General features: G+C 50.3%; 12 protein-coding genes and 1 rRNA gene. 1 reads left to right on the top strand and 12 read right to left on the bottom strand.

The window, feature by feature from the left end:
• The 12 genes from H8B09_RS19120 to H8B09_RS19065 form a co-directional block, all read right to left on the bottom strand.
• A 16S ribosomal RNA gene (locus tag H8B09_RS19120) occupies window positions 1-306 on the bottom strand; the annotation flags it as partial.
• A gap of 407 nt (window positions 307-713) precedes the next feature.
• Window positions 714-2,756: an NAD-dependent DNA ligase LigA gene (gene ligA, locus H8B09_RS19115; protein ID WP_191205130.1), complete on the bottom strand. Its 2,043-nt coding sequence runs from the start codon at window positions 2,754-2,756 to the stop codon at window positions 714-716.
• Window positions 2,757-2,819: 63 nt separating this feature from the next.
• Window positions 2,820-5,222 carry a DNA helicase PcrA gene (gene pcrA, locus H8B09_RS19110; protein WP_191205129.1) on the bottom strand — a complete coding sequence of 801 codons (2,403 nt, stop codon included), beginning with the start codon at window positions 5,220-5,222 and terminating at the stop codon, window positions 2,820-2,822.
• A 337-nt stretch (window positions 5,223-5,559) separates the two neighbouring features.
• Window positions 5,560-6,270: a heptaprenylglyceryl phosphate synthase gene (gene pcrB, locus H8B09_RS19105; protein ID WP_191205128.1), complete on the bottom strand. Its 711-nt coding sequence runs from the start codon at window positions 6,268-6,270 to the stop codon at window positions 5,560-5,562.
• A gap of 173 nt (window positions 6,271-6,443) precedes the next feature.
• Entirely contained in the window at window positions 6,444-6,701 is a 258-nt protein-coding gene (locus H8B09_RS19100; protein ID WP_191205127.1) for a hypothetical protein, read from the bottom strand.
• Between the two features lie 5 nt (window positions 6,702-6,706).
• Window positions 6,707-7,942 carry a Ger(x)C family spore germination protein gene (locus tag H8B09_RS19095; protein ID WP_191205126.1) on the bottom strand — a complete coding sequence of 412 codons (1,236 nt, stop codon included), beginning with the start codon at window positions 7,940-7,942 and terminating at the stop codon, window positions 6,707-6,709.
• Window positions 7,939-9,048: a GerAB/ArcD/ProY family transporter gene (locus tag H8B09_RS19090; protein WP_224753732.1), complete on the bottom strand. Its 1,110-nt coding sequence runs from the start codon at window positions 9,046-9,048 to the stop codon at window positions 7,939-7,941. The genes H8B09_RS19095 and H8B09_RS19090 overlap by 4 nt, the downstream gene beginning before the upstream one ends.
• Window positions 9,048-10,526: a spore germination protein gene (locus H8B09_RS19085; protein ID WP_397376083.1), complete on the bottom strand. Its 1,479-nt coding sequence runs from the start codon at window positions 10,524-10,526 to the stop codon at window positions 9,048-9,050. Before H8B09_RS19085 ends, H8B09_RS19090 begins: the two co-directional genes overlap by 1 nt.
• Before the next feature lie 132 nt (window positions 10,527-10,658).
• Window positions 10,659-11,765: a GerAB/ArcD/ProY family transporter gene (locus H8B09_RS19080; RefSeq protein ID WP_191205124.1), complete on the bottom strand. Its 1,107-nt coding sequence runs from the start codon at window positions 11,763-11,765 to the stop codon at window positions 10,659-10,661.
• Between the two features lie 141 nt (window positions 11,766-11,906).
• Window positions 11,907-14,423: a U32 family peptidase gene (locus H8B09_RS19075; RefSeq protein ID WP_191205123.1), complete on the bottom strand. Its 2,517-nt coding sequence runs from the start codon at window positions 14,421-14,423 to the stop codon at window positions 11,907-11,909.
• A 126-nt stretch (window positions 14,424-14,549) separates the two neighbouring features.
• Entirely contained in the window at window positions 14,550-16,442 is a 1,893-nt protein-coding gene (locus H8B09_RS19070) for a stalk domain-containing protein (RefSeq protein ID WP_191205122.1), read from the bottom strand.
• Between the two features lie 27 nt (window positions 16,443-16,469).
• Window positions 16,470-17,591 carry a S1C family serine protease gene (locus tag H8B09_RS19065; protein ID WP_191205121.1) on the bottom strand — a complete coding sequence of 374 codons (1,122 nt, stop codon included), beginning with the start codon at window positions 17,589-17,591 and terminating at the stop codon, window positions 16,470-16,472.
• Window positions 17,592-17,918: 327 nt separating this feature from the next.
• Between H8B09_RS19065 and H8B09_RS19060 the strand changes: the two genes are divergently transcribed.
• Entirely contained in the window at window positions 17,919-18,887 is a 969-nt protein-coding gene (locus tag H8B09_RS19060; protein ID WP_191205120.1) for a sugar phosphate isomerase/epimerase family protein, read from the top strand.
• Window positions 18,888-19,177: the final 290 nt, after the last annotated feature.

The following is a 19,177-nucleotide window of genomic DNA, read 5'->3' as shown; positions in this document are numbered from 1 at the left end:
AGGTCGGCTACGCATCGTCGCCTTGGTGAGCCGTTACCCCACCAACTAGCTAATGCGCCGCAGGTCCATCTGTAAGTGACAGATTGCTCCGTCTTTCCCGATCTCCCCATGCGAGGAAATCGCATATCCGGTATTAGCATTCGTTTCCGAATGTTATCCCGGTCTTACAGGCAGGTTACCTACGTGTTACTCACCCGTCCGCCGCTAAGCAGTTTGAAAGCAAGCTTTCAAACTTCTCCGCTCGACTTGCATGTATTAGGCACGCCGCCAGCGTTCGTCCTGAGCCAGGATCAAACTCTCCATAAAAGGTGTAATTCGTCTTCCCGCAGGGAATCGGATTATCACCGAGAAGTGCTTGTTTAGCTCATTAAAAGCTGACTTGCTTATTTGTTTGGATCGACGTGATCCATATGTTCAGTTTTCAAAGAACTTGTCTTTCTTGTCGATCGCCGTTTGTCTCGGCGACAGTTATATACTTTATCAGCTTTCGTTCTCGGTGTCAACAACTTATTTCATTTAATTGTGATGAAGTTCGTTGTTTTTCGACGCCGTCCGAAGCGACAAGAAATAATATACCACGACTAAAACTGATTTACAACTTGTAAAATAATACATTTGAAAACACTTCTATAACAAAAGAACCGCAGGATACAGGCCAGCTTTATTCGCTAACCCGTTTCTGCGGTTCGTATCAATTGCTTATAGAGAGGTATCTACTCGCTAAGCATCTGCTTGAACAATTCTTCATCCTCAATAACCGTTACGCCTAGATCCTTCGCCTTCGTCAGCTTGCTGCCTGCGCTTTCGCCTGCAATAACGAAGTCGGTCTTCTTCGACACGCTGCCCGAGACTTTAGCCCCAAGCGCCTCTAGCTTCTTCGCAGCTTCGTCGCGCGTCATAGAAGTAAGCGTACCTGTCAGGACTACGGTCTTACCGTTAAATACACTTTCCGCTGCGCCTGCAGCCACGGCACGCTGCTCGGCTTCCGCCTTCACGCCATGCTCTCGCATCCGCGTAATGCTGTTCTTCACGAGAGGATCGGCGAAGAAACTGACAATGCTGTCCGCAACAATTCCGCCGATATCTGGCAGCTGAACAAGATCCTCTTCGCCTGCGCTCATTAATGCATCGAGACTTCCGAAGTGGTCCGCCAGCACCTTCGTCGTCGCTTTGCCCGTATTCGGAATGCCCAGCGCGAACAGGAAGGCCGCCAGGTCACGATCTTTCGACTTCTCGAATGCTTCAAGCAGCTTCTGTGCTTTGCGCTCGCCGAAACGCTCCAGCTTGATCAGGTCGTCAAATGTTAGAGCGTAGAGATCGGCAGGGTCCCTCACTTCGCAATCTTCATATAATTGTTCAGCGGTCATTACGCTGAATGTCTCAATATCCATCGCATCACGAGATGCGAAATGCGTAATTCGGCCTATCAGCTGCGGCTTGCAGCCCAGCTTGTTGTTGCAGAATAGATGAGCGCCGCGCTGCTCTAGTTCTGTGCCGCAAGAAGGACATACGGTCGGGAATGCGATCTCTTGTCCCTCTACATCATCCGCCTTGCCGAGAATTTCAGGGATGACGTCATTGGAACGACGAATAAAGACGCGTGTGCCAAGCGCATGCTTCAAGTTCTTCCGCTCGATATCGCCAATGTTGTTGAGCGTACAGTTCTGTACCGTAACGCCAGCCAATTCGACGGCTTCTACACGCGCAACTGGCGTTATTTTACCCGTACGGCCCACTTCCCAGGATACCGACTCGAGAACGGTCGTCGTCTCCTCCGCTTCGAACTTGAACGCAACCGCCCAGCGCGGGAATTTGTCCGTATAGCCAAGCGCTTCGCGCGTACGCATATCAACAAGCTTTACAACAGCACCGTCAATGAGATAGTCGAGTGTCGGGCGCATCTCCGTAATGCGGGACATCTCCTGCTCAACCTCTTCAATGGTGTTGCAGTAAGTAACATATGGGTTCACTTTGAACCGATTGTCGATCAGAAACTGCTGCACCTGACGATGCGTCTCGAAAGACAAGCCTTGTGCGTGGCCGATATTATAGAAGAAAGCATCCAGCTTGCGCTCAGCCGTAATGCGCGGATTCTGGTTGCGGAGCGCGCCTGCTGCTGCATTACGAGCATTCTTAAGAGGCTCCTCTGCCGTGCGGTTGTATGCCTCGAGCACAGACAGATTCATAATGCCTTCGCCCTGCACTTCGATTAGCCCTTCTGTGAAAGGAATCGTTAGCGGCACGGAACGAATCGTCTTCACCTGTGCGAGAATCCCCTCGCCCACGACACCGTTACCGCGCGTCGATGCCTGCACGAGTCGGCCTCCGTCATACGTCAAATTAAGTGTCAAGCCATCATACTTCAGCTCAATGACATAGGAAGGCGCCGGAAGCGGCGTTTGATTCGGATTCTTCGTATTCCAGTCGTTAACTGCTTTCGTCACACGCTGGTTCCAAGCACGCAGATCCTCAACGTTCTGCGCCTTGTCGAGACTCCACAAACGGGATAAATGGCGATGCGGGTCAAACCCTTTGAGCAGCTCGCCGCCAACCCGCTGGGTCGGAGAATGATCCAATACGACTCCCGTCGCTTGCTCAAGCGAAGCCAACTCGTCATACAGCTTGTCGAACTCAGCGTCACTGATGGTCGGATTATCAAGCGTATAGTAGTTGTAGCTGTGGCGTGCGATCTCGTCTGCCAGCTGCTTCATGCGTTCCAGCTGCTCTGGTGCCGCAGCTCCTGCATATTGATCCATCGATAATATCCCTCTTCCTATCGGATAATGGATGATTCCGTTCCGTTCTTCTGATTTATTTGTTTAAACCTTGGTGATTGGTGCAAAAGCAGCCAACAGCCGCTTCAACCCAACTGGCGCCGGGAAAGCGATCTGCAGCTCAGTATCCTTGTCAGTGCCCTTCACCGCAACGACAACGCCTTCGCCGAACTTGGCATGGGTGACCTTGTCCCCCGCCGCGAACTGCCGCGCCGCGCCATCGGAAGCGGCGCCTGCGCCACCCGCCGCCGCGGCGGCGGAACCAAGCGGCGTCGACACGCGCACGCCGCTTGTGATTGGCGCCGGCGCGTCGCCTGAGATGACGCGTCCTGTGCCAGGGGCGCCGCCGCGGTAGCCGATGCCGCCGCCCTGCGGGCTGCCGGCATTAGGCGCTGCGGCGCCCCCGCGGCGCACGGCGGACCATCCGCCCGCCGTGCCTCCGCTGAAGCCAAGCCCGCCGCTACCGCCAATGGTGCGGCCGGGCGAGGCCAACGTCTTCACGTCCTCCGGAATTTCTTGGAGGAAACGTGAAGGCAAGTTCGAGTTCGTGCGTCCGAACAGCGTCCGCATACGCGCGCAGAGCAGGTAAAGCTTCTTCTCCGCACGTGTAATGCCAACGTATGCAAGCCGTCTCTCTTCTTCGAGTTCCTCGTTGTCCATAAACGCACGGCTGTGCGGGAAGACGCTCTCCTCCATACCAATGATGAATACAACCGGGAATTCCAAGCCCTTCGCGCTGTGCATCGTCATCAGAATGACGGAGTCCTGCGGCTCGTTGTCCTCTTCATCCTTGTTCATCGAATCAATATCTGCAATAAGTGCAAGATCGGTAAGGAAAGCAACGAGCGACTTATCTTCATTATTCTTCTCGAACTCAAGCGTTACGGACAGGAATTCCTCGATATTCTCGACGCGCGCCTTCGACTCGAGCGTGTTCTCACGCTGCAGTTCCAGACGGTATTCGGACATCTCGAGAATCTTCTCGGTCAATTCCGTTACGGACAAGTATTCAACCATCCGCGTCAAATTCGCGATCATATCCCGGAACTGGATAAGCGCCGCACGCGCCTTGCCTGTTACCTCGATGCCGCCGAACTCATCTAGTGTGCCGAGTGACGCGTACATGGAGATACCACGGCGCGCCGCTTCTTCTGCAATCTTGCCAACGGTTGTGTCACCGATACCCCGCTTCGGTACATTCACGATCCGGATCAAGCTGATATCATCATCCGGATTGGAGATAAGCCGCAGGTAAGCGAGAAGGTCCTTGATCTCTTTGCGATCATAGAACTTAATGCCGCCTACGATTTGATACGGAATATCCGATTTGATCAAAATTTCCTCGATTACCCGTGACTGAGCATTCGTACGGTACAAAATCGCATGATCGGCATACTTGCGGCCTTCCTTTACATGCTTGCCGATCTCGCCCGTTACGAAGTAACCTTCATCATGCTCTGAATCTGCTTGGTAAAGAGTAATCGGTTCACCCGGTCCTTGATCCGTCCACAACCGCTTCGGCTTGCGTCCTGCGTTATTGCCGATAACGGCGTTCGCCGCATTCAGGATGTTCGATGTCGACCGATAGTTCTGCTCGAGCATAATGGTCTTCGACTCTGGATAGTCCTCTTCGAAGTTAAGAATGTTGGTGATGTCCGCACCGCGCCAACGATAGATCGACTGGTCGCTATCGCCGACTACGCAAATGTTATGATGCTTGTCAGCCAGCATCCGGCACAGCATGTACTGCGCACGGTTCGTATCTTGATACTCGTCAACGTGAAGATAGCGGAACTTGTTCTGATAGAACGTTAGGACATCCGGCTCTTCCTGGAACAGCTTGATCGTCGTCATAATCAAATCATCGAAGTCGAGCGAGTTATTCGCGCGAAGCCGCTTCTGATATTGTTCATATACATTCGCCGCAATCTGCTCGAAGTAATCGCCCACTTTGGCTGAGAATCGCTCAGGCGTAAGCAGTTCGTTCTTCGCACTGGAGATTGCAGCTTGAACGGCTTTCGGCTCGATTTTCTTCGTATCAATATTCTTTTCCTTCATAATGTTGCGAATGACGGAAAGTTGATCCGCCGAGTCAAGAATCGAGAAGCTCGTCGTAAATCCAATCCGGCTAATGTCGCGGCGCAGAATCCGCACGCACATCGAGTGGAAGGTTGAAACCCAGATGTCGCTGCCGGACGGGCCAACCAACTTCCCTACTCGATCCTGCATTTCACGAGCCGCTTTATTCGTAAAGGTAATGGCGAGAATGCTCCATGGCGCAACCCGCTTCTTCTCAATTAAATATGCAATACGATGCGTCAGAACGCGCGTCTTGCCGCTGCCCGCTCCTGCCATAATGAGCAGCGGTCCATCTGTCGCCTGCACGGCTTCCCGCTGCTGCGGATTGAGTTTCTGAACCGCTGCATCGATATTAACGGAATTAAACATATAATCGTTCTCCTTCGCCTATAGCTAGCATTCCAGAACGATCAATGAAACGGTGAAAAAAGGATCGTCTAGAACTTCTTGTTCGTATCGTTGTTCGCCTGTGTAAGTCTAGTCTAGACAACGGCGAGGGAAGTGTCAATTTCAGATTTTCCAATGTTCTGTAAGAAATTGCATACCGTGCCGAATCCCGATTTGCGCAAAACAAAAGACGGCTCTTCCGGAATGGAAGAAGCGGTGCAGATTAACGACTGTATACGTCCTAACTGCATGCGCTTCTTATGAGTTATCCTTCCGAAAAACCGTCTGTTGTCTATCTCTGTTACATAAATAAGTCTTATTAAGATACGCCGATCTGCACGGCTTTCACAGCCTGAACAGTCGCCAGCGCTGCGTCCAAGTTATCGTATACAATGTTGCCAACAACGACGGTATGGGCAGCACGTGCCGCCTCTTCTGCTTTGTCTGGCCCGTCGATGCCGCCACCGTATATGACATGCGCTTGAGATACAATCTTCGAAGCCCGGCGAACCAGCGACATATCGCCGAATGCACCGCTGTATTCGATATAGATGATCGGAAGCCGCAATAGTCGATCTGCTGCCTGAACGTAAGCAATCGCTTCATCTTGGTTTAAGTTCGCATTAGCGCCGCTGACCACTGCCGCTGTCGCGTCCCCGTTCATGATCAAGTATCCTTCACCTGCCGTAATGTCCCACGGTATCAGATGTCCAAATTCTTGAAGCGCAGCCGTCTGCCTTCCGATCAGCCATTCTGCGCGCTCAGCATTGAGCACAAGCGGTACCAGATAGTTGTCAAACCCAGGCACTGCCGCATCGAGACTCGTAACCTCCAGTACGCAATCGACCGCATATCTGCGAATCCGAGACATCAGATCAACCGTATTATCGTACGTGATGCCGCTTGAACCTCCGACCATAATGGCATCCGTGCCGGACATACATACGGCTTCAAGCGCCTCGTCCGTTATTTCGCGATCCGGGTCCAGCTTGAACACATGCCGCCAACCCGTATACCACGCCCCGTCCATCCATGTCACTCTCCGCTTCTATAAGAGGTGGTTCAAAAAGGTTCTCGCAATCTTCTCGGTGCTAAAACCGAACTTTGAACACGCACTATAACATAATGACATCAGTCTAGGACAAGGGCTGACTAAATGTCAAACAGTTGAGACGCTTTGGTATGGCTGCAGCTGAATCCTATTTATTCAAACTCCATATTCATAATCGGGCGCAGCGCCTGCGAGATCGGCTTCACACATTGGTCGAAGAAAGCCACACTCGTTATTTTCGATGCGATCGCCCATTTCTGTTCGTAGGCCAACATAATAACAAAAGCCCACGTCAGCATACAGGTGTACCAGATAAAGTCTCGAATATATCGCTTGCGAAGCAGCATCTTGCCGCCGATATACAGCATCACAACAAAACCGGCTGCAATAAGAATGGTCGTATTAATCATGCTCCTCAGCCTTTCTTATCTTTCTCCGTCAAGTATTGGAACGATTTGTTGCTAAGACCCATACGTGTAATTCGGAACTGTGCTTGCACTTCAAGCGGAGTCTCCGCAAACACGCTGTTCCAGTCTTTGCTCCACTGTTTCCATGCTTTCGGATACTTCCGATGCGCTTTCTCTGCAGCACCAAATACGTCCGCACCCATCTGTTGGCCCTGCTTCCAAGCGCCTTTAAGAATCTGTTGGATTTGCTGCGCTACCTTGCTCTCCATCTTCTTAGTAATATCCGGCTTGTACAGATTCTGTGCACAGTCCGACTCCGTTAGCACCCCCGAGGCATCGACCTTCGCGGTATAGCTAAGTTTCCCTCCGGTCAATTTCGGCTTAAGCCTCGTAGAGGAATGTTGAATAACAAACGTGTCAAACCCTCTATGTCCCTGTTCATCCGTGCATGGCGTGACAATGGTTGTCTGTTTCACTTCACCACGCAAGAAAGAAACGCCAAGCGATTGCCTTCTGTTCATCCATCCAATCATGCGGTCGTTATGCATAATGGCCAGACGTCCCAGCTTAAGCTTGGAAGGAATAGTCGTATGCGTGAAGGAGTCTAGTGTGGACGTGTCTTCTTTACCCGAGATATAGATTTCGGGCAGTACGCCGCTCTTCGCATCGCCCGTTAAGTTCATTCCCATCTGGTAGACCGGAATATTCGGCAGAATGGATGAATTTCGAGCTTCAGACAAAATAATATCCTTCATCCCTTCACCCGGAATAATCTGCAGCTGCATGAACTGCTCTAGTACTCGCCGGGCCGTGCCTGGCGTTACGAGCATACTCACCGTCTCACGGGGACCCGAATTACGAAAATAAACGTCGAGCAGTTCGTTAAAGCCGCGGCGTGCCACCTCTTCACTTATAATCACGACCCTATTATGAGCGTAAAATAGTTTACGCGGACTCTCCGAGAAGCTGTGCATCATCGCCTCGCGGATCGATTTCCCTTTGGTCGAGTATACGATTACCGGGGATTGCGGCGTCCCACTGCCTGATGTTCCGATTCCTGCGGAAATCGCGGAAGGGATAAGCACCTGATAGGACATGACCCAGTTGTGCCCATCCCAGTCCACTCCGGTAGCCGACGTAATCGCAAGTTCGTTAAGCTCAATGCGGTTCCAACAGCCTGTTGTCATGATGCATAGCGATAACAGTACAACCGCCATCATGGCACTCCGTATTGTGCTTTTCATGGCGTCTGCGCCTCCTTCTCAGCCCCCTTGCCTCTGGTTACAAGCAGACCAATCGCTATACACGCAGGAATAATGAGATTAAACAACGTTAAGAATGGAACGCTGTCAACAATCACAAATTGACCAAGCTCGGTATTACGCGGCCAGGTTACGATCGTTGTAACGATGGCCAGCATACTAATGCCGAATAGGACATGCGTGCTGCTCTTCAATCGAAGAGCATGTGTAAAGCAATGCACAGATCCGAATAAGAAAACAGCCATTTTCACATACATGGTCATCCCCCATACCGAAACCGTGAATATTTCAATTCGTTCCAGAAATTCTCCAACTTCGACAATGCCAACCGTATTAAATAACGGATAGGACATCATACGAACGACCTCCGCACCAAAAATGCTTACTGACATCACCGTCACTACCAACAGCTGTACGGAACTGCCAACAGATCCGATGACACTAGCCCGCATCACCGATTTCGGATATTTCATGTAAGGCTGAACGATAAACAGAATCGAGACCTCCGACATCCATAGGATTGGCGAGATCGTGGCTAATCCGATTCGGGCAGCTCCGGCATCAAAGAAAGGAAGCAGCCTCTTTAAATTAATGTCGTCAAAGTTTAACCCGATTGATATCGGAATAACGATAATGACCATTAGCAAGACAAGAGCCGCAGAACGGGCAATCGCTTCAATCCCGTGCGCAATCGAGAACGCCGATACCGCAACCATCACAATAATAAGCATGACAATCGGCGTCTCGTCCAGCACCATATCTGCAATGAAGTTAGCGAATTGTCGAACGATCATACAGAATGCATTAAAGTAATACACCCCGAAAAGAAAACCAATTAGAATACCTGCGGTTTTGCCCAATCGGCTCTCGATCCATTCAACAAACAACAATCCCGGATTTCCTCTGCATATCGCTGCCATTGCTATAGCGATGATCACTCCGGCAGCAGCTGCAATGAGAACCGAAATCCATCCATCATTCGATGCAAATCCAATCGTAGCGCTCGGTACTGAGAGTACCGCTGTCGGCGTTATCGCATTAATCACAATCGCAACGGTTTGCAGGGTCGATATCTCTGGCTTCATCATCAAGCCCCTTCCTGGTCTGGATCAGGCCTCTTGCCACCGCCGATTCGATGCTGATTCGGAACCCGATTACTGGACATGCCAATCGGACGTTTGCGCATCGCCCACCAAGGGACACGAATAAAGGTGTCCTTCAGGTTCGAAACGATTAATGGCGAGAACGGGAGCAGGTATGGCTTGCCGAATGAACGAAGTCCGCTCATATGCGCCAACAGCACCATTAATCCTGACATAATGCCAAACAAGCCAAACGATCCCCCGAGAATCATTAGGGCGAATCGGATAAGCCTTGCCGCACTCCCCATATTAACCGCCGGTATGACAAAGCTAGCGATAGCGGTGAACGAAACGACAATAACCATCGCTGCGGAGACAAGTCCTGCTTGCACGGCCGCTTGTCCGAGCACGAGTGCGCCTACAATCGAAATCGCAGGTCCGATGATACGCGGCATCCGAACGCCAGCTTCGCGCAATATCTCGAATGTAATCTCCATTAGGAAGGCCTCGACCAGTGCAGGAAAAGGAACCCCTTCACGCTGTGCAGCGAGACTGATCAGCAGCGGAGTCGGCAGCATCTCCTGATGGAAGGTTGTAATGGCGATATACAGCGATGGCAGCAGCATGGAGATAAAGAATGATGCAACCCGGATGAATCGCAGGAATGTAGAGATATCGTATCGCTGGTAATAATCCTCGCTGGATTGAAAAAATTTGACGAATGTAACCGGCGCGATCAAAACAAACGGAGTACCCGAAACCATGATGACGACTTGCCCCTCAAGGATGCCAGCGCAAGCTGCATCAGGGCGCTCCGTATTCTGAATAAGCGGAAACGGTGTAAACGCTTTGTCTTGAATAAACTCCTCGATATATCCGCTTTCCAGAATAGCATCGATCTCAATCTGGTCGATGCGACGATGGACTTCTTGGACGACATCGTCCTGTGCAATTCCTTGCAAGTAAACAACCGCGATGTTCGTTCGCGTCTCTCTTCCGATTACTTTATAATCAAATCGCAGCTTAGGAGATTTTATAATCCGCCGCACTAACGCCGTATTCGTACGCAGATTCTCTGTGAATCCTTCCTTCGGACCGCGAACAACCGTCTGGGAGGTCGGCTCCTCGACTGAACGACTCTCTCCGCCCGTCGTATCGATAAGGATCGCTTTGAGACTACCCTCTACGAGGATGACAGAACTCCCCTCAAGCATGGCGTAGCCCACTTCTTCGATCGCTGTCGCCGATCGGATTTTGCCCACTGCAATGGATCGATCTATTAAATGCGTATATAAGCCTTCCGTATCCTCAGTTACTTTATTGGCATCTTCCAGCAAGCCAAGAAGCATGGTTCCGATCGAGGCTCCATCCACGATGCCATCCATATAGAACAGCGTATATCGCTGATTCGGGAATGAACGATGGGTTAGCATACGGCATACGATATCCGCCCCGTCTCCAAGGAATCGTTGGAGCCGCTCCATATTTTGTTCCAAGTCAGGAACCAGCAGTTGTTCGACTTGCCCGTTGCGATCAGTGCCAGTCTGTTTGTCATCGCCTGCTGTTTGCTTGTTCTTGTTGTTATTAAACATGAGCGAACTCCTCTCCTCGGCTAGTCAATCGTCGCCTGCATGATTGCCTCTGGACCGAACTTTCTTCCTCATTAACATGACAAGCAGGAGCACGATTGGAATAACGATTTGAAAAATCGGAAAGTGAAACTTAAGGTTACTTTCGAAGCCGACATTCACCTGATGCATATAACTCCTGAACCAGAAGGAGCCAACATAGATCCCGATGCCGACCGGAATAGCAGCGATACGCAGCTTCACACGGAACAAATACGCGAATGCAATGGAAGCCCCCAGGTAATAAGCAGTGAGTTTGACATAAACAGCCGAGAACAACAACAACGACACGAGCGGATCAATCCGTTCAAGAATGTTGCCCAGCTGAACGAACGTCGTCGCTTGCAGCAGCGGAACAACGCTCCAGCCTGCAAACTGTCCAAGAGAGCCAATCGTAATAATGTTCATAATCGTAATAAAGGCTCCCGCGAATATGTAGCCTTTAATCGTCATTCTCATAACTGTCCCATCGCCGTCCTCAGCTGTGTATCGCCAGAACATGAGGAACAATACCATTTCCCCGAACGGGAAAGAGATGATCTCCGGCATGGCTGCGTCCCATACTGGTTTGAAGCCTTTCTCAAGAATGGGCAGCAGACGACCCAAATCAATCAAACCAGCGCTAAGCAGTAGAATGAACAGAACAACATAGATCATCACAAGGATAGGCAGCAGCACTTCCACCATACGGAAGAAGACACCTGGCCCTCCGATGACCGCATAACCCCCAATGAGGCAGATCATCAGAATGATCATCGAGAGCGGCGTATCCGGCAGCAAATACATAATGGATAGATCAGCGAGTTCACGGACATTGCGAATGCATTTGTAGCAGTAGTAGATGATGTATATAAATCCGAACATAAATCCGATGATCCGTCCAAAATACAGCTTGAATATCTCAATCAAATTACGATCCGGTTCAAGCTTCTGAATTTGCAACGTTACACAGCTTAGCAGCAGCAGTCCTGCCAGCATGCCAATGATTACGGATATCCATGCGTCCCGATCCGCGTTGCCCCCAAGCAGAAACAAGGAGGAGCTGCCGATTAGGAACAGAATGACGGTCGAAGCCAACTGTCTAGGCGTTATCATAGCTCTTCTTGTCTCCTCCCCGTCATAACACCACAATTAGGGGTGACTTGCGTTTCTTACCATCCCCCAACGGATGGAAAATGATGCATAGAAAAAGACAGGCAGCTGTCCGATGGACATCTGCCTGTCTTCTTGTACCGTCTATTTGACCAATTGGCCGCGCGTTACGCCAAGCTGATTGATTGCTTTCAAGCTGCGCCATACCGACGTGCCGCTGATGCGACCAGCCAAGGCATCCTCATAGAGATTCATAACTTCGTTCACTTTGTCCGCCGATTCTTCTAGGAACTCAATACGGAACGATCGAACGCCCAATTCGATAAAGTGGTTCAAATATTCCGCACCCGATTGCTCGATCGCGTTATAAACCGTGTTGCGGCAGCCTTCATCGACGCGAACCGGATGGGACATGCCGATTCGGTCCTGCAGCGATGCCCGCGATTCCTCGCAAGGACGGCCGCAGTTCGTGAAGTCGGTTCCTTCACTCATGAACGTACAATAGACGCAATGCTCCGTATGGAACATTGGCAAATGCTGATGCAGCACGACTTCCAGCTTGGACGTGTCCGCATTACCCAGCAAATCGACCATCTGCTGGATGTTCAAATCATACGAAGGTGTTACCATATCGCAGCCTACTTCAGTGAACAGGTTCGCCGCTTTATGGTTTGCAATGTTAAGCGAGAAATCGCCAATCAGCTGCGGGAACGGTTCACCCGGCGCCGAGCTGGCCCGCGCACGCAGGTAATAGTAGAGTGCGCCTGTGTTGCGAACAAGCACTGCATCCGGCTTCAACTTCAAAATGTTCGCGTGGTAACCGTTCTCGCCCGGCATATGAATACGAGGTGTTGCCAGTGCGATAGGCTTGCCCGCATTGCGCGCTACTTCAATAGCTGCAGGGAATTGCTTGATGAACTCGAAATCGGCGTAGATCATCGTTGCATTCGTCTTCACCGCCGCCTCTACCTGCTCTAATGTACGGCACAGAACAGTCAGGTGCGGCTCCACATCGTTATCGGCAGTTGGCTTCTTCGGCGAAGCGTCTGCAAGAGCATCCACTTCATATTTGATGTAAACTGGCGGTTTCGGACGCTCTTCTGTCAGCTGTTCAACTGCTGCGCGGCGAATCCGATTCAGCTCGCGAACAGGAAGAATGAGTTCACCCTCAAGGTTCACTTCAAGTGAATCCAACTGATACAGCGTGCCGCCTAGTCGACCAAGCTGATCTTCCAGCAGCGCCTTGTCCATTGGACGTTTCAATGCCTTCTCAAGCGGAATCTCGGAGACGACCTCAACTGTCGTTCCCTTCTGCACATCGGTCCATGTTGTAACCATTGGCTCGCCCGCAGTACCCGACACGGTGACACGCATGGGGAATACACGATATGGCTTGTCTGTCTCAAACGTAGCACGAAGACGTTTATCGAGCGCTGGGTCGCTCGTCTTCCACACTTTGTCGCCAACCTTCACGCGGCGAAGGTCAACGTCGTTGCGGCCAGGTACAATCTCCAGCACAACGCCTTCTTGTGCTTCGCCTTCAATCTTCACGCCTTGACGACGAAGGTCATAGACGCGGCCGCCCTCTTCCTTCTTCGTCGGATCGCCTGCGTCGAATACGATGCCGTCGCCGCGTTTGAGCGGCGCATCAATGCGGCATATGACCGCATCGCGAAGTACGCGCTCGACACGTCCAAGATAGACGCCGCGGCTTTTAGGGAACGTGCCATCCACGAGCTGTTTGTTGTTCGTCCCTTTCAGGAAGCCGTGCGTGAAGCCACGCGAAAAGCTTTGCTGCAGTTCGCGAACTTCTTCCTTCGATGGTTCTGTAGGCAGCCCGTCGAAGTAGTTGTCGATCACTTTGCGATATTTGCTGACGACGTTCGCTACATATTCAGGGCTCTTCAGTCGGCCCTCAATCTTAAAGGAAGTTACCCCTGCTTCGATCAACTCTGGGATAATATCAATGGCAGCCAAGTCTTTCGGGGATAGCAGATAAGCAACGTCGCCCATCGGCTTCTGCTCGCCATCGACCATCAGATCATAGGGCAGTCGGCATGCCTGTGCGCATTCGCCGCGGTTGGCCGAACGTCCGCCCCACATCTCGCTCGTTAAGCACTGACCGGAGTATGAGACACATAATGCGCCATGCACGAATACTTCCATTGGCAGCTTCGCCTGCTCGCCTATCTTCTGAATTTGCTTCAGGTTGTTCTCCCGTCCAAGCACGACACGCTCCATATCGAATGGCTTCGTGAATTCAACGGCTTCCGGCGATGTAATCGTCATCTGCGTCGAACCGTGAATAGGGAAGTCCGGCGACATCTCGCGAATCAGCTTTACAAGGCCCAAGTCTTGTACGATAACCGCATCCACACCTGCATCGATACAGGATTCAATCAGCTTCTTCGCGTCATTCAACTCATCCTCGAATACGAGAATATTAAACGTGAGGAAACCCTTCACGCCATAGCTATGCAAGAACGCCATAATCTCGGGCAGTTCATCCGTCTGAAAATTGTTTGCGCGCGCGCGCGCATTAAACTTCTCTACACCAAAAAATATAGCATCGGCTCCATTGGCCACTGCTGCCCGCATACAATCCCAATCGCCTGCTGGCGCAAGAAGCTCAATGTCCCCCCGCTGAATTTGTTTCGTCATTACAAGATCCGCCATCCTTTGTGTTACATTCTATCCTCTAAGTGTACCAGAGCAGACATATGGATTCCACCGGCAAAAAATAAGCGCCGCACCAGATCATTGTCTGGGCGGCGCTGTGGAAACCGATTAATTGAACGTCAACGATTGCAGTACCTGTGTATTCAGCGCTTGATAAGCAACCGTATCATAGGCTTGAGGTGCTGTGAACTGGACAATGTACAGCCGGTTATTCTTCTCAAACAGATACATGGAATCCGAGTACGGTTTTGCTGCTTCGTTTAGAACAGTGTCAACACGTGTAATCAAGTTGCCATTGATCATCGTCGTCGTCGACTGTGTGACTTTGGCATCCAAGGCCTTCATATCCTTGTCGGCACTAACATAATCCTTGTACCAATTAACATAGCTGGAGGCCGTAACATTATCAGCAACGGTTAACTGGAAGTAACCATAGTCGGTATAATAGAAAACCGAATCTTGTTCAAAATCCTTATCCTCAGCCGTCCATGTAGCAGGCAGTTCAATCGAGTATCCATACTTCTTGCTCGATTTTTTGATGACTTGCCCTGCAAGATCTTCGTCATCCATCTCGCTGAAGTTGCCGTCCACGTATTTCGTATCGATCACCAACGAATTAACAATGGTATCGAACAGACCCTTGCCTTTAGAGCCATCCTCTTTCAAGGAATAGAAGCTTATATGGTACTTATGGTCGCCTGCAATAAGGAAGACATCATATTCCGTAATCCATTTTGTTTTGTTCCATGAGAATTCGTACTTAAGAACTTGCGCTTGACCGTTCTTCAACGTAATCGTCGATTCTTCGAAATTACGGATGTAATCGCTCGCGAATTCTTTCTCCAGCTTTGCACGCTCCGCTGCGCGCCATTGCCCTGCCGTTTCATTGTTTTGAACCGACTTGATCGCAAAATCGATTAAGCCTTCATCTGCATTGAAGAACAACGGTGTAGGCGATTCCGTATCACGGAGCCATTGAACAGGAAGCTTCACTTCGAGGCCGTAATCTTCGTCATGAATGGTGATGAGTCCGTCCACAACTTTTGTTACGTCTTTCAGGGTACGGTCCGACTTATTGAATGACAACGCGAAGCTGTCGAGCAGATCCTGATATTTGTTAAGCGCATCTCTTGTAGCTGCCTTAGCGCCGGACATTACCGTGTAGATCCGACTATCCTTCTGCGTGCCGCGATATTCAAAGAACCAACCATCACGGCTCTTTGTAACCATTTTCTCGTAGGATACGCCGCCAACCGAAATCGTTTTTTTCTCCATAACGAGTTCGTTATCGTCAAAATAGGTTTGGATGTGATCCCTAAGCTCTTGCTTGGTCAGCGTCTCTTCTACATCAGATACTGAAACGATAACGCTAGGATCGCCGGAGCCATCCGACCATACTGACCAATTTCCATTATCGCTCTGGTAAGACAGCGAAAGATCCGTTGGGTAATTCATGCTCCAGCCATAGTAGCTATCGCCTACCTTCGTCTTGCCTGCATCCGTATCGATGCCGGATAAGCCGCCCGAATTCGTCGCTGCTGCTTCGCCGGCAACTTTGCCTGTAATCGTAATGAGGTTGCCGCTTGGGACAACTGTCGCACCAAATGCTTGAGCAATGACTCGCACAGGCACCAGCGTTACGCTGTTCACGATCTTCGGTGCAGTTGAAAGCTTCGTTACTGTACCATTAACTTTTACATCGTTACTGCCGATCGTCAGAACAACAATCGTACTGTTATAGGTAAGCGTAATGATTTTGTTCTTTTCAAGTTTCAGTTTTGCGCCAAATGCCTTCGTAATAATACTAAGCGGAACGAGCGTCGTCCCATTTTCTTTCACTGGCGGTTGAATCTTCGATGCAGTGCCATTGATCGTCACTGTCGGGCTTCCGATCGTCAGCTTTATTTCGACTGAATCACCAGCGGCAGCACTAGCTGCCAATGGGAAACATGATAATAACAAGCAAAGCGCAGTCATAATGACCAGCAGACGTTTAGTCATGAAATGAATCTCCTCTATGATTTAGAATTAGTTCTGGCTCGATTTGCTGAGCTTAAATTTCTTCGTCACGATATCTCCATCGGACAGAAGCGTTACTTCAATGGACTGATCAGGCAAATAGGATTTCAACAATTCATTCACTTCAACTATCGATGATACTTGTTTGCCGGCTACCGCATACAGTTGGTCTCCAATCTGTAAGCCAGCGCTCTTAGCGGTATCGTTCGTAACTTTCGTAATCGTAAGCGGTTCGTCCGTTGGGAGCCCGACGATTGCAGACCAACTCTCCTCCAACTCGACGCCGAGCGATGCACGGTTCACTTTGCCGTATTTAACAAAATGGCTCAGTACATATTGCACGGTGTCCGCTGGAATGGAGAAACCGAGATTATCTACATCATCACTGACGAATTTCATCGAGTTGATGCCGATTACTTGGCCTTTCATATTGACGAGCGGCCCCCCGCTGTTGCCTGGGTTAATCGCAGCATCTGTCTGGAGAAGCCTGTAATAGGATGATACCGAGCGATTCATGCCGCTAAGAATGCCGCTTGTCGCCGTATTGCGGAGCGAAAAAGATACTGGCGTACCGATCGCCACAACCTGTTCTCCCGCTTGAACGCTGAGCGGCATTGGCGCAAACGTAACAGGCTGGAGCCCTGTCGCATTAATTTTGACCACCGCAATATCACTTGTTTCGTCAATATACAACGTCTTGCCGTTGAACTGCTTACCGTCAGCCGTTACGACGACGATACTTGTCAATTCCTTCACCACATGCGCATTCGTCACAATCTGTCCGTCTGCTTTCCAGACAAAACCTGTACCGTGAGCAAGAGCGTAGCGATTGTCATACCCCTTGACCTTGCCGATAATCCCTACGACGGATGGTGAGACTTTCTTCACCACATCCGGAACTTGGTTGGCTGGCGTGTAGGCATATTTGCCGCTCTTAGCGTCATATGTCCCCGTGCCGCCGAGTGCATTCGTCATCGCACTTGCTTTGACGTATACCTCGCCATTAATTACTTTCGCATCCAGCGAGATTGCATTGCTGGAGGAACCGCTGCCTGCTGCCCACGCGCTGCCGACTAAGCAGAGCAACACTGCGAAGCTTGCAAATGCAATTCGCAGTACCGCCTTCTTCATTCGATTTGCCCCTCTCAAACGACTTGTAACTATCTATTTTTTCCTACTAACACTACTATATTTTGGATTTCTATACAATTAAATATATTCTAAAGAAAAAGTGGCTCTAAGAGGGTCTTAAGTGCAGCTTCTATCTTTCATAAAATGTAAAATTAGCGTTCAACCAAACATAAGCAAAAAACCGTTATCATGATGGCTAAAACGGACATAAATGCAGCATTTCATAGGGTTATTCCATCCATTTGGGCATGATATAATAGGAATTAGCAGTTCAGCTTATGACATGTTGGATCTACATAAATCTAATATTCGGGAGGCTATGCACACATGAAACTTGGTGTATTCACTGTATTGTTCGGAGGCAAACCGCTGGAGGAGGCGCTAGATTATATCGCTTCTAAAGGTCTTGATGCAGTAGAGCTCGGAACAGGCGGCTATCCTGGCAACGCGCATTGCGACCCAGATACACTGCTCGCCGATGCAGGTAAACTTCGTGAATTCAAACAAGCTATCGAATCTCGCGGACTGATGATCAGCGCGCTCAGCTGTCATGCAAACCCTCTTCATCCTCAGAAGGCGCTCGCTGAGCCGGATGATGCGGTCATCCGCAAAACAATTGAGCTAGCTAACCGACTGGAAGTACCAGTCGTGAATACGTTCTCCGGCTGCCCGGGTGACCATGAGGGTGCCAAATACCCGAACTGGCCGGTTGCGCCTTGGCCGAACGACTATCAAGATATTCTGAAATGGCAGTGGGAAGAGAAAGTGATTCCTTACTGGAGCGAGATCGGCGGCATTGCAGAAGCTGCGAATGTCAAAATCGGTCTGGAGCTGCATGGCGGCTTCTCCGTCCACAGCCCTTCGACAATGCTGCGTCTGCGTGAAGCAGCCGGCAAAGCGATCGGCGCTAACTTGGATCCGAGCCACATGTGGTGGCAAGGCATTGACCCTGTACAAGCTGTCCGTATTCTCGGACGTGCAGGCGCAATCCATCACTTCCATGCGAAGGATACGTCGATCGATCCGATCAACGTTAATGCGCACGGCATTACGGACATGCAGCCATATACGCAAATGCTGGACCGCGCATGGCAGTTCCGCACGGTTGGCTTCGGTCATGACCTGAAAACGTGGGCAGACATCATTAGCGAGCTCCGCCTTGTTGGTTATGACTACGTCGTCAGCATCGAACATGAAGATGGTCTGATGTCGATTGACGAAGGTTTCACCAAAGCCGTTCAGAATCTGCAGCAAGTGCTGATTCGCGAGCCGCTGGGCGAAATGTGGTGGGTATAGGGGCCCGGCCCCTATAGACCCGTTTAATTATCTTCATACTTCCTGTTAGAAAGGGTTATAGGGGCTATCCCCTATAACCCTTTTTTATTTTTAGCCATTTAAATTCAAGATTACTAAACATCTAAATCCAAGATTTCTACCCACCCAAACCCTCCCTGCAAGGGAGGGCCCCAAAGGTCGTGTGACCTCTGGACTCCTCACAAGGACGCAGCTTTGTTTACGCTGGAACGTGTGCACGCTCTTGCCGCATCCGCGGCAAAGCTTCTTGTTCGCTGTACCTAAGTACGATC

Origin of the sequence: Paenibacillus terricola, from assembly GCF_014779765.1 — a bacterium.
In the GTDB taxonomy this organism is placed as follows: domain Bacteria; phylum Bacillota; class Bacilli; order Paenibacillales; family Paenibacillaceae; genus Paenibacillus_T; species Paenibacillus_T terricola.
This window is presented reverse-complemented; position numbering and strand designations above follow the sequence as displayed.

What these genes read in the sequence shown, in the direction of transcription:
- ligA (WP_191205130.1), bottom strand. Translation starts at nt 2,756, where the DNA reads ATGGATCAATATGCAGGAGCTGCGGCACCAGAGCAGCTGGAACGCATG.
- pcrA (WP_191205129.1), bottom strand. Translation starts at nt 5,222, where the DNA reads ATGTTTAATTCCGTTAATATCGATGCAGCGGTTCAGAAACTCAATCCG.
- pcrB (WP_191205128.1), bottom strand. Translation starts at nt 6,270, where the DNA reads ATGGACGGGGCGTGGTATACGGGTTGGCGGCATGTGTTCAAGCTGGAC.
- H8B09_RS19100 (WP_191205127.1), bottom strand. Translation starts at nt 6,701, where the DNA reads ATGATTAATACGACCATTCTTATTGCAGCCGGTTTTGTTGTGATGCTG.
- H8B09_RS19095 (WP_191205126.1), bottom strand. Translation starts at nt 7,942, where the DNA reads ATGAAAAGCACAATACGGAGTGCCATGATGGCGGTTGTACTGTTATCG.
- H8B09_RS19090 (WP_224753732.1), bottom strand. Translation starts at nt 9,048, where the DNA reads ATGATGAAGCCAGAGATATCGACCCTGCAAACCGTTGCGATTGTGATT.
- H8B09_RS19085 (WP_397376083.1), bottom strand. Translation starts at nt 10,526, where the DNA reads ATGGAGCGGCTCCAACGATTCCTTGGAGACGGGGCGGATATCGTATGC.
- H8B09_RS19080 (WP_191205124.1), bottom strand. Translation starts at nt 11,765, where the DNA reads ATGATAACGCCTAGACAGTTGGCTTCGACCGTCATTCTGTTCCTAATC.
- H8B09_RS19075 (WP_191205123.1), bottom strand. Translation starts at nt 14,423, where the DNA reads ATGACGAAACAAATTCAGCGGGGGGACATTGAGCTTCTTGCGCCAGCA.
- H8B09_RS19070 (WP_191205122.1), bottom strand. Translation starts at nt 16,442, where the DNA reads ATGACTAAACGTCTGCTGGTCATTATGACTGCGCTTTGCTTGTTATTA.
- H8B09_RS19065 (WP_191205121.1), bottom strand. Translation starts at nt 17,591, where the DNA reads ATGAAGAAGGCGGTACTGCGAATTGCATTTGCAAGCTTCGCAGTGTTG.
- H8B09_RS19060 (WP_191205120.1), top strand. Translation starts at nt 17,919, where the DNA reads ATGAAACTTGGTGTATTCACTGTATTGTTCGGAGGCAAACCGCTGGAG.